Source organism: Streptomyces torulosus, from assembly GCF_001419765.1.
Lineage (GTDB): Bacteria > Actinomycetota > Actinomycetes > Streptomycetales > Streptomycetaceae > Streptomyces > Streptomyces torulosus.
The window spans coordinates 1-7,770 of record NZ_LIRK01000014.1 but is presented as its reverse complement, the minus strand read 5'-3'; the positions used below and the strand labels follow the sequence as shown (position 1 = coordinate 7,770).

At 71.0% G+C, this 7,770-nt stretch carries 8 protein-coding genes; 5 read left to right on the top strand and 3 right to left on the bottom strand.

Annotation, left to right across the window (positions count from 1 at the left end; genetic code table 11):
* Positions 1–336 (top strand): hypothetical protein (locus AOK23_RS46480; protein WP_157877910.1); only part of this gene is annotated, 336 nt, incomplete at its 5' end.
* A gap of 39 nt (positions 337–375) precedes the next feature.
* Here the strand turns inward: AOK23_RS46480 and AOK23_RS01680 are convergent.
* Together AOK23_RS01680 and AOK23_RS01675 are read right to left on the bottom strand one after the other, a co-directional pair.
* Complete coding sequence (locus AOK23_RS01680; RefSeq protein WP_055710961.1) at positions 376–870, bottom strand: hypothetical protein; 495 nt, start codon at positions 868–870, stop codon at positions 376–378.
* Between the two features lie 276 nt (positions 871–1,146).
* Positions 1,147–2,508, bottom strand: a complete 1,362-nt coding sequence (locus tag AOK23_RS01675) for a glutamine synthetase family protein (protein ID WP_055710960.1) — start codon at positions 2,506–2,508, stop codon at positions 1,147–1,149.
* A gap of 415 nt (positions 2,509–2,923) precedes the next feature.
* On the opposite strand from AOK23_RS01675, the gene AOK23_RS01670 reads away from it, so the two are divergent.
* The 4 genes from AOK23_RS01670 (at position 2,924) to AOK23_RS01655 (ending at position 7,071) form a co-directional block, all read left to right on the top strand.
* A complete protein-coding gene (locus tag AOK23_RS01670; RefSeq protein ID WP_055710959.1) occupies positions 2,924–3,592 on the top strand; it encodes a DUF3105 domain-containing protein in 669 nt (222 codons plus the stop codon).
* Between the two features lie 34 nt (positions 3,593–3,626).
* Positions 3,627–4,250 carry a DUF305 domain-containing protein gene (locus AOK23_RS01665; protein WP_055710958.1) on the top strand — a complete coding sequence of 208 codons (624 nt, stop codon included), beginning with the start codon at positions 3,627–3,629 and terminating at the stop codon, positions 4,248–4,250.
* 469 nt (positions 4,251–4,719) lie between these two features.
* Complete coding sequence (locus AOK23_RS01660) at positions 4,720–6,672, top strand: S53 family peptidase (protein ID WP_055710957.1); 1,953 nt, start codon at positions 4,720–4,722, stop codon at positions 6,670–6,672.
* 183 nt (positions 6,673–6,855) lie between these two features.
* Entirely contained in the window at positions 6,856–7,071 is a 216-nt protein-coding gene (locus AOK23_RS01655; protein WP_055710956.1) for a hypothetical protein, read from the top strand.
* Between the two features lie 75 nt (positions 7,072–7,146).
* Here the strand turns inward: AOK23_RS01655 and AOK23_RS01650 are convergent, their stop codons facing one another.
* Positions 7,147–7,593, bottom strand: a complete 447-nt coding sequence (locus AOK23_RS01650; RefSeq protein ID WP_055710963.1) for a VOC family protein — start codon at positions 7,591–7,593, stop codon at positions 7,147–7,149.
* Positions 7,594–7,770 lie beyond the last annotated feature (177 nt).

The window sequence follows — 7,770 nt, the reverse complement described above, 5'->3', positions numbered from 1 at the left end:
AGGCGGAACGGGGGGTTGTGGTGGGGGCGGGGAGGTCAGCCGTGGCCGTTCGGGGTGCTGCCCGATCCCGGCCTCGTCGCCCTGATGACGACGCTGGCCGCGCTGGGGCCCGCGGCGGAGCTGTACCGGGCGGGGGCGCGGCCACGCGGAGCGGCCGTGATCGCCGCGCTGCTCGCTCTGGCGACGGTCACCGTGCTCGTGGCCGCGTTGGTGACCTGGGCCTTTCCGGCCCTGACCGCGTCGCGAGGGGCCGCCCTCGCCGTCGGCCACCTCGTGGCGCCGCCGGCCGGGGTGGCGGTGCCGGCCCGGTTCCTCGGCAGGGAGGCGAAGGGCTGACGTCGGGCCGGCCCGGTAGGACGGTCGCAGCCGCGCGCATCAGACGGCCCCCGTCGCGGCGTACCGGCAGCCTTCGAGGCGGCGGTACCACCACACGTCGGGGCGCCACTCCCGGCGTACGTCGGCGAAAGGGTCGGGAAGGGTGCGGTCCAGGTAGCCCGCGTCGAAGGCGGCGACCAGGCGCCCCAGCTCGGTGCGGGGCCGCAGCGGCAGGCCGCGCAGAACGGTGCCGAGGACGTCACGCGCGTGCCGCACGTCCAGGAGCGAGCAGCCGCGGCACGCGCAGTCCTCCAGGAACGGATAGCGGGGCCGGCGGCCGGGAGGCGTGAGGAACGCACGGTAGCGCCGGAGCGCGCGATCGGTGACGCCCGGGAAGACATTGTAGTGGTTCGACAGGGCCTCGAACCGGTGGACGGCGAGGCTGGTGCGGGCCGAGAGGCCGTGGATGCGGTCCGGTGAGGGCGTGTCCCACCTGAACGGACGGTGTCGTACGCGCCGTGCCGCGCGCAGTGCGCCGGGCCGGTTACGCGGCATCGGCCTTTCGGTGGGCGGTGGACACGTCGAGGTATGTGGTCATGAGCACATCATGACGCAACCTCGCGGCACATGACACGTGATGCACGGCGTATCACGCATGGCGCATGGAACGGACGAGCCTCGGCGCGCCCTGCGGCACGGATTCCTGCTCGTGCGCCCCTTGGGCCGGACGGCCCTCAGACGGCCCAGGGCCAGTGAGACACCATGGGGCCGACGGTCCACGACCGTCGGCCTCATGCGCCGTAACAGCGGGAAACCCGCTCTGACCTGCCCTTACAGCACCGGCAGGTTCTTCCTCAGCTCGAACGCCGTCACCTCGGAGCGGTACTCCTCCCACTCCTGCTTCTTGTTGCGCAGGAAGAAGTCGAAGACGTGCTCGCCGAGGGTTTCCGCGACGAGGTCGCTGCGCTCCATGAGGGCCAGACCCTCGCCGAGGTTCTGGGGGAGCGGCTCGATGCCCATCGCGCGGCGCTCCGCGTCGGAGAGGGCCCAGACGTCGTCCTCGGCGCCCGGCGGGAGCTCGTAGCCCTCCTCGATGCCCTTGAGGCCGGCGGCCAGCAGGAGCGCGTACGCCAGGTACGGGTTCGCGCCCGAGTCCAGGGAGCGGACCTCGACGCGCGCCGAGCCCGTCTTGCCGGGCTTGTACATGGGGACGCGGACCAGGGCCGAGCGGTTGTTGTGGCCCCAGCAGATGTACGAGGGGGCCTCGCCGCCGGCGCCGGCGGTGCGCTCGGTGCCGCCCCAGATGCGCTTGTAGGAGTTCACCCACTGGTTCGTCACCGCGGAGATCTCGGCCGCGTGCTTCAGCAGGCCCGCGATGAAGGAGCGGCCCACCTTCGACAGCTGGTACTCCGCGCCGGACTCGTAGAACGCGTTCCGGTCGCCCTCGAAGAGGGAGAGGTGCGTGTGCATGCCCGAGCCGGGGTGCTCCGAGAACGGCTTCGGCATGAAGGTCGCCTGGACGCCCTGCTCCAGCGCCACCTGCTTCATGACCAGGCGGAACGTCATGATGTTGTCGGCCGTCGACAGCGCGTCGGCGTAGCGCAGGTCGATCTCCTGCTGGCCGGGGGCGCCCTCGTGGTGGGAGAACTCGACCGAGATGCCCATCGACTCCAGCATGGTGATCGCCTGGCGGCGGAAGTCCATGCCGACGTTCTGGGGGGTGTGGTCGAAGTAGCCCGAGTTGTCGGCCGGGGTGGGACGGGAGCCGTCGAGCGGCTTGTCCTTCAGCAGGAAGAACTCGATCTCGGGGTGCGTGTAGAAGGTGAACCCCAGGTCGGACGCCTTGGCCAGGGCGCGCTTGAGGACATAGCGCGGGTCGGCGAAGGACGGCGAGCCGTCCGGCATCAGGATGTCGCAGAACATCCGGGCCGTGCCCGGGGCCTCCGCGCGCCACGGCAGGACCTGGAACGTAGACGGGTCCGGCTTGGCGATCATGTCGGACTCGTACACCCGGGCGAAGCCCTCGATGGCCGAGCCGTCGAAGCCGATGCCCTCGTCAAACGCCTGTTCCAGCTCGGCAGGGGCCACGGCCACGGACTTCAGGAAGCCCAGCACGTCCGTGAACCACAGGCGTACGAAACGGATGTCGCGCTCCTCCAAGGTACGGAGCACGAACTCCTGCTGCTTGTCCATCTTCCGCTTCCACCCATTCCTTGCTGGTCAGGCCGTCCTGCTCCCGAGCGACGGGATGCGGTCGGGCGTCTGAGCATCCCACCACAACACCATTTCACGCGTGTTGCGCACCTTGATCGGCGGACCGACCACGGGCTGAACGGCGGGCGTACGGCAGATGTACCGCGCGCTGCGCCGCTCAACCGCTCTGCTGCCCATCTTGCCTGCTCGCGCGCCCTCGCGTAACGCCCGCGGCGTCCGGTATACGGCCGCGGCCGTACCCGTCCGTAACGCCCTGGTCATAACCGCGCGCCCCTCGCGCCCCGCGCGCGACCATGGGAGGCGGGATCCCTCGTTTACGAGAGGGAGCCCATCAAATTACGATCAGCTGGTCCTACTGTCCCATCCGCCTCATCCCCCACTAAGGACTCAACCCATGGCCGCCAAGAACACCAGCAGCGCGGCGCGCAAGGCGCGCATCGAGGAGATGCGCCGTGCCGAGCGCTCCCGTGAGCGCCGGAACCGGATCCTCGTGATCGGCGCCAGCGTGGTGATAGTCGCCGGCCTCGTCGTCGGCGGCACGGTCCTGATCCGCTCGCAGGCGGACAACGACGGCGCCGACAGCGCCTCGGCGAGCGACGCCAAGGGCAAGGGCAAGTTCACGACGGACGCGGACGGCGTCAAGACGTGGAGCACCAAGCTCACCCAGAACCACGTCACCAAGTCGGTGACCTACCCGATGACGCCCCCGGTCGGCGGCGACCACAACCCGGTCTGGCAGAACTGCAACGGCGACGTCTACGACAAGGCGATCAAGAACGAGAACGCCGTGCACTCCCTGGAGCACGGCGCGGTCTGGGTGACGTACAACGGCAAGGCCTCCGAGGCGGACGTCAAGGCACTCGCGGCCAAGGTCAAGAAGACCCCGTACACGCTGATGAGCCCGGTCGAGGACCAGAAGGACCCGATCATGCTCAGCGCCTGGGGCCACCAGCGCACGGTGACCAGCGCCACCGACCCGAACGTGGACAAGTTCTTCCAGAAGTTCGTCCAGGGCCAGCAGACGCCCGAGCCGGGTGCCGCCTGCACCAACGGCATTTCCTGACGACGGCCGAACGCGATCTGGAACAGTGGGACAGATGAAGCACATCGGTTGGATCGCCTCCGGGGCCGCGGCGGTACTCGTCGCGGCCGGGGCGATCACGTACGCGGTCGCCGACGGCGACGACCCCGGGCTGAAGGCCCCCGCCACGGACTCCGCGGACGCGGGGTTCGCCCGGGACATGGCGGTCCACCACCAGCAGGCCGTCGAGATGTCGTACATCGTCCGTGACCGCACGGACGACGAGGAGATCCGGCGGCTCGCGTACGACATCGCGCAGACCCAGGCCAACCAGCGCGGCATGATGATCGGCTGGCTCGACCTGTGGGGTCTGCCGAAGGTGTCGTCGCAGAAGCCGATGGCCTGGATGGGCATGGGTGACATGGCCTCCGGCGAGGACGGCTCCCTGATGCCCGGCATGGCGACCGACGCCGAGATGGCGAAGCTCGGCAAGCTCAACGGCAAGCAGGCCGAGATCTTCTTCCTCCAGCTGATGACCGACCACCACAAGGGCGGCATCCACATGGCGGAGGGCTGCGTCGCCAAGTGCACGGTCGGCGTGGAGAAGAAGCTGGCCCAGGGCATGGTCAACGCCCAGGAGTCCGAGATCTCGCTGATGACGGACCTGCTGAAGGCCCGGGGAGCCGCACCCCGCCCGTAGGACGACACCCGCCCGCGTCCCCACCGGCCCGCCCGACACCACGTCGGGCGGGCCGACGGCTGTGACACGACGGGCCCGGTCCACCGCCTCCGGCCCGTCCGGCGACAACCACCGCCGCCGGCCCGTCCGGCGACAACCACCGCCGCCGGCCCGTCCGGTCACATCCTCCGCCGCCGACCCATCCGGCCCCGTCCACCGCCCCCTGCCGCGTCCGGCAGTTCAGCACCTCGGTGCTTCGGCGGTCATGACGCCTCGGGGACGTATGCCGCAAATCCCTTGCGCATACGGTTCCTTGGGGTGTCGATACGTTCGCTTGGGGGCTTCTTGGCCCAGCCGTGCCCCGAGCCATTCCCTGGCATGAACGGTTCATCGCGAGAGTGGCCGAGGTCGAGTGATCCACACGCATCCACCGGATCCGCTCGGCCCACCCCACCCACTCGCGACGAACCGCATCCCAGGGGGTTCATCCATGAGATCCACGAGGTCACGGCGTGCCGCGCTGCGCGCCGGCGCGAGCCTGGCCACGGCACTGCCCCTGCTCGCCGGCGCGCTGACGCTGGGCGCGCCCACGGCGCAGGCCGCGCCCCACCCCGGCCGGGACGCCCTGCGGGGGACGAGGCCCGCGTGGGCCACCGCCCAGGCCGACCGGGGAGCCGCCGCCGACAGTTCCTCCCTCTCCCTCCGCGTCTATCTGGCCGGCCGGGACGCCGACGGGCTGGCCGCCTACGCCAAGGCCGTCTCGGACCCGTCGTCGGCGTCGTACGGCAGATATCTGAGCGCCGCGCAGGCGCGGGCACGCTTCGGCGCGACCCCCGCGCAGGTCTCGGCCGTGAAGTCCTGGCTCGAGGGGGCCGGGCTGCGGATCACCGGCACGACCCGGCGCTATGTCACGGTCACCGGTGAAGTGGCGGCCGCCGAGCGGGCCTTCGGCACCCAACTGCACAACTACCGCAAGGAAGGCCACACCTATCGCGCGCCCACCACGACGGCCTCCGCACCGGCCACGCTGAACGGCGCCGTCCTCACCGTCACCGGCCTGGACACGGCACCCCACCGGGCCACCCACGACGACCAACTGCCGCCGCCGGGCGCCGTGTTCCGCAACGCCGGGCCGTTCTCCTCGTACTACGGTTCGAACATCGCGAGCACCCTGCCGGACGCGTACGGCAAGGAGATCCCGTACGCCGTGAAGGGCTACACCGGCCGGCAGTTGCGGGCCGCGTACGGCGCGGGCCGGTACACCGGCAAGGGGGTGCGCGTCGCCATCACCGACGCGTACGCCTCCCCGACCATCGCCGCGGACGCGGCCGCCTACGCGGGCCGGCACGGCGACGCGCCCTACGCCGCAGGCCAGTTGCGGCAGGTCCTGCCGAAGAACTACACCCACACCGACGACTGCCAGGCGTCCGGCTGGTACGGCGAGGAGACCCTCGACGTCGAGGCCGTGCACGCGGTCGCGCCGGACGCGCGGATCACCTATGTGGGCGCCTCGTCCTGCCAGGACGACGACCTGCTCGACGCGCTCGGCACGATCGTCGACGGCCACCTCGCCGACATCGTCTCCAACTCCTGGGGCGACATCGAGGCCCACCAGACGCCGGACCTCGCGGCCGCCTACGACCAGGTGTTCCAGCTGGGCGCGGTCGAGGGCATCGGCTTCTACTTCTCCTCCGGCGACAACGGGGACGAGGTCGCCAACACCGGGACGAAGCAGGTCGACACCCCGGCGAACTCGGCGTGGGTCACGGCGGTCGGCGGTACGTCCCTGGCGGTCGGCAGGAACGACACGTATCTGTGGGAGACCGGCTGGGGCACGCTCAAGGCGACGCTCGCGGACGACGGCGGGAGTTGGGCGGGCTTCCCCGGCGCCTTCACCTCAGGCGCGGGCGGCGGCACCAGCAGGACGGTCGCCGAGCCGTTCTACCAGCGGGGTGTCGTCCCGCACGCCCTCGCCACGGCCAACAGCGCGGCCGGCAACCGCGTCGTCCCCGACATCGCGGCGATCGCCGACCCCAACACCGGTTTCCTGGTCGGGCAGACGCAGTCCTTCCCCGACGGGTCGCAGCGGTACAGCGAGTACCGGATCGGCGGCACCTCCCTCGCCGCGCCGGTCATCGCGGCCGTCCAGTCCCTCGCCCAGCAGGCCCGCGGCGGTCGGCCGCTCGGCTTCGCCAACCCGGCGATCTACGCCCGCTACGGCACCAAGGCGTACCACGACGTGACGGACACCCCCCTGGGCGCCGGCACGGGTCTGGCCGTGGCCCGCGTCGACTACGCCAACACCTACGACGCCTCCGAGGGGATGACCACGTCCGTGCGCACGCTCGGCCGGGACAGCTCCCTGACGGCGGTACACGGCTACGACGACGTGACGGGCGTGGGATCGCCCGCGCGGGGTTACGTGGAGTCGTACGTCCGGTGAGGTGAGCGAAGCGCGGTGGGGTGCCCTTACCCCGGACGCCCGTACACGGGGCGCCCCACCCGCCACCGTCGCGCGCGCATGGTCCATTGACATATGCCAGCCCGGGGAGAACCGTGGGGAGGAGAACGCGACAGTCCCGGAAGGCTCTGCCGCACAGCCGAGCAGCACAGGAGGCTGAGCGGAATGACACGACTGACGGGTAAGCGGCTGGCTACGGCGCTCGGCGCCGGTGCGGCCGCCATCGCGCTGAGCCTGGGCAGTGCCGCGGGCGTCGCCAACGCCGATCCCCCGTTCAAGTGCCAGAACGGCGGTGGCAACACCCCCAAGGGCAACTGCAACGGCAACGGCCTCGACGTGGTGAACCCCGGTGGGAACGCCCCGGGTGGCTTCAACAAGTGATCAGGAGGAGAACCGCCGCGGTGCGCAGGCGCCGCGGTCTCTCCGTGTCGGGGCCCCCGCACGCGAGGGCCGGCCTCACCGCTCCCGCGCGGCCAGGTCCGCCAGCACGCGGTGCAGCGGCTCCGAGGCGCGGCGGCGGTACTCCTGGATCGCCCAGCCGTTCCCGTCGGGGTCGGTGAAGTACATGAACGTGGCACCGTCGTCGGGGGCGTACTGGACGGGCTCGGAGACGTCGAGCCCTCGTTCGACGAGTTCGGCGCGGGCGGCCTTGATGTCGGCGACGCAGAGCTGGAGGCCCTGGTAGGAGCCGGGGGCCGGCTTGGGGCCTGGGGCCATCTCCCAGATCATGTCGCCCAGCGCGATCGAGCAGCCTGAGCCCGGCGGCGTCAGCTGGACGATGCGCATGCCGGGCATGACCTCCTGGTCGATGTCGACGTGGAAACCGACCTTGTCCCGGTAGAAGTCCCGGGCCCGGTCGATGTCGGTCACGGGCAGCGGGAGCACTTCGAGCGAGATGTCCATCTGGTCCTCCAGGTCGCCGTCGACGGGAGCGCGGAAGCGCCGCACGCCAGGGGCGCACGCCTTCAGCGCGCACATCACGCGAACCGCCGGCGCGTCCGACTGAACGGTTCTCCCTCACCGAAGCGGAAATCCACGCGGGGCGCCACCGGGTCGGGGCGATAAGGGGGCGATACGGGG

What these genes read in the sequence shown, in the direction of transcription:
- AOK23_RS01680 (WP_055710961.1), bottom strand. Translation starts at nt 870, where the DNA reads ATGCCGCGTAACCGGCCCGGCGCACTGCGCGCGGCACGGCGCGTACGA.
- AOK23_RS01675 (WP_055710960.1), bottom strand. Translation starts at nt 2,508, where the DNA reads ATGGACAAGCAGCAGGAGTTCGTGCTCCGTACCTTGGAGGAGCGCGAC.
- AOK23_RS01670 (WP_055710959.1), top strand. Translation starts at nt 2,924, where the DNA reads ATGGCCGCCAAGAACACCAGCAGCGCGGCGCGCAAGGCGCGCATCGAG.
- AOK23_RS01665 (WP_055710958.1), top strand. Translation starts at nt 3,627, where the DNA reads ATGAAGCACATCGGTTGGATCGCCTCCGGGGCCGCGGCGGTACTCGTC.
- AOK23_RS01660 (WP_055710957.1), top strand. Translation starts at nt 4,720, where the DNA reads ATGAGATCCACGAGGTCACGGCGTGCCGCGCTGCGCGCCGGCGCGAGC.
- AOK23_RS01655 (WP_055710956.1), top strand. Translation starts at nt 6,856, where the DNA reads ATGACACGACTGACGGGTAAGCGGCTGGCTACGGCGCTCGGCGCCGGT.
- AOK23_RS01650 (WP_055710963.1), bottom strand. Translation starts at nt 7,593, where the DNA reads ATGGACATCTCGCTCGAAGTGCTCCCGCTGCCCGTGACCGACATCGAC.